Raw genomic sequence first — 2,630 nt, forward strand, 5'->3', positions numbered from 1 at the left:
CGGCCACAGCCTGCCCGATACCGCGACTGGCCCCGGTTACAAGGGCGACGCGCCCGTGCAGGTCGGGGCTGGTGGGGGTGCCGTTCATGCAGGTTCGGGGTGATGCTCGGCTTCGTAATCCACCAGTTCGATCGGGTAGTCACCGGTGAAGCAGGCATCGCAGTAGCGGTTGCACGCGGCCTGGCGATCCTTGTAGCCCAGCGCGCGGTACAGCCCGTCGAACGAGATGAAGGCAAGGGTGTCCACGCCGATCAGCTTGGCCATTTCATCCAGGCTGTGCTGGGCGGCCAGAAGCTGGCTGCGCTCGGGCGTGTCGATGCCGTAGAAGCACGAATGGGTGGTGGGCGGTGAGGAGATGCGCATATGCACCTCCTTCGCCCCGGCCGCGCGCACCATGTCCACGATCTTGCGCGAGGTGGTGCCACGCACGATGGAATCATCAACCAGCACGACACGCTTGCCATCCAGCACCGGGCGGTTGGTGGAATGCTTCAGCTTGACGCCCAGATTGCGGATCTGGTCGGTCGGCTCGATGAAGGTACGACCGACATAATGATTGCGGATGATGCCCAGTTCGAACGGTATCCCGCTTTCCGCCGCGAAGCCCATGGCCGAAGGCACGCCCGAATCCGGCACGGGCACGATCACGTCGGCCTCCACGGCGCTTTCACGCGCCAGCTCCACGCCAATCTGCTTGCGGGTGTCATAGACGGCCTTGCCATCCATGACGGAATCGGGCCGGGCGAAATAGATGTATTCAAACACGCAGAAGCGTGACTGCGTGGTGGCGAACGGCCGGACGGAGCGGATGCCGTCATCATTGATGATCACGATCTCACCGGGTTCGACATCGCGCACGAACTCGGCCCCCACGATGTCCAGCGCACAGGTCTCGCTGGCCAGCACCCATGCGCCCGTCGTGCCGTCTTCCTCACGGATCTGGCCAAGAATCAGGGGACGCACGCCCAGCGGGTCACGCACGCCGATCAGCGCGTCACGCGACATGGCGATGAGCGAATACGCGCCCAGCACCAGCTTGAGCGCGTCGATCAGCCGATCCACCACATTGGCGTAAAGCGAGATGGCGATGAGGTGGATGAACACCTCGCTATCCGTGGTGGACTGGAAGATGCAGCCCCGCCGCACCAGCGCCTTGCGCAGGGTCTCGGCATTGGTCAGGTTGCCGTTATGGGCGACGGCAAGGCCGCCGAACTCGAAATCGGCAAAAAGCGGCTGCACGTTACGGATCAGCGTGGCACCCGTGGTGGCGTAACGGTTATGCCCCACCGCGCAGTGGCCGGGCAGGGTGGCCATGACGCGGGAATCGCCAAACACGTCGCCCACCAGCCCGAGACCCTTGTGGGTATGGAAGCGTTCTCCATCATAGGACACGATGCCGGTGGCTTCCTGCCCGCGATGCTGGAGCGCATGCAGGCCGAGCGCCGTCAGCGCGGCGGCGTCCTTGGTGTTCCATACGCCAAAGACGCCACATTCCTCATGCGGCTTGTCATCATCGTGACGCCACTGCGCGGCGATATCGTCGCGTTCGGGCTGCGGGGTCGGATTGCCTGAAACAGCATGGAAGCAGGGACGGGACATGGTCAGCGATCTTTCCTTGACGGACGGGGGCGGCGGGTACCGACGAAAGGTTCAGATGGGCGCGTCATGCCGCGTCCCGGCGGGTTGCGCAAGATGCGCGCGGAAGTTATCGGGCGTAAAGGCCCGCAGATATGTCATGCTGCCGCCGATAAGGGGGACAATCCGGCTGGTGCGCATCACGTCGGGCCATTCGGTCCGGGGCACGAGGGCGGTTATGCCCGCGTACAGGACGACAAGGCAGATATAGCCGCGCGCCAGCCCGAACAGCAGGCCCAGCACGCTATCGAGTCCGGACAGGATGGACCCCTGCACCGCCCGCCCGGAGAGATGGGCAGTCATGGTGAAAATGACAAGAAGGAAGAGAAACAGCACGACGAAGGACGCCATCGCGGCCAGCGTGGGGCTACTGATCCACTGGCTGGCATAGGGCACCAGCGCGCCATACCAGGCCACGGCCATGACCGTGGCCATGACCCAGGCGGCCAGTCCCAGCACTTCACGCGAGAAACCGCGCACCGCGCCCACTATTGCCGAGAGGCCGGCAATGGCGACGGCTATGATGTCAATCCAGTTCATGCATGCCGGACAGGATGAACGCCGGCCGGCCTGCAACGGGCATGGACCCGGTCATCTGTCGCGATATTCCCTGCTGTTCCGTCAGCGGCCAGCTTATGCCACCCGCCACTCCCAGCGCATAGGCCAAAAAACGGAGTCCAGCCATTTCATATGGCCATGCGCCCGGCTTCAGGGCAGTTTGGTGGTGCGGATTTTCCATGGCCGCCTGCGCGCGCCCGGCGGGACGGAGCCGCGTTCGGCCATGTTGAGGGCAAGGAGCAGGTTGCCCATGCGGGTGCGCCGGTCGAGTTCGATCCATACCTCCTCCGCGTCGAGATCATGGGCCGCCCAGATTTCCATCAGGTGGGTCAGCACGTCGGCGCTATGGCGGACCAGGTCGGGGCGGTCCCCTGTCATGAGGTCCATCACACATTTTTCGGCGGCGCAGGCGAACGCCCGCCCGGCCTGGCGGCTGG

Annotated in this window: 4 protein-coding genes; all 4 read right to left on the reverse strand. The window is 64.4% G+C overall.

The genetic code is table 11. The annotated features are described in order from the left end of the window. Window positions 1-84: 84 nt before the first annotated feature. Window positions 85-1,599, reverse strand: a complete 1,515-nt coding sequence (gene purF, locus JCM25156_RS13330; protein WP_025813467.1) for an amidophosphoribosyltransferase — start codon at window positions 1,597-1,599, stop codon at window positions 85-87. A gap of 51 nt (window positions 1,600-1,650) precedes the next feature. Next, on the reverse strand, window positions 1,651-2,175 hold the full coding sequence (locus JCM25156_RS13335; protein ID WP_025813469.1) for a CvpA family protein: 525 nt from the start codon (window positions 2,173-2,175) through the stop codon (window positions 1,651-1,653). Next, window positions 2,162-2,320 (reverse strand): hypothetical protein, encoded by a 159-nt coding sequence (locus JCM25156_RS29465; protein ID WP_159104993.1) that lies wholly within the window; start codon window positions 2,318-2,320, stop codon window positions 2,162-2,164. Before JCM25156_RS29465 ends, JCM25156_RS13335 begins: the two co-directional genes overlap by 14 nt. Before the next feature lie 23 nt (window positions 2,321-2,343). Continuing rightward, the coding region (locus JCM25156_RS13345) for a phosphoribosyl-ATP pyrophosphatase (protein WP_025813471.1) at window positions 2,344-2,630 on the reverse strand (287 nt) is incomplete at its 5' end.

This window comes from Komagataeibacter kakiaceti JCM 25156, from assembly GCF_000613305.1.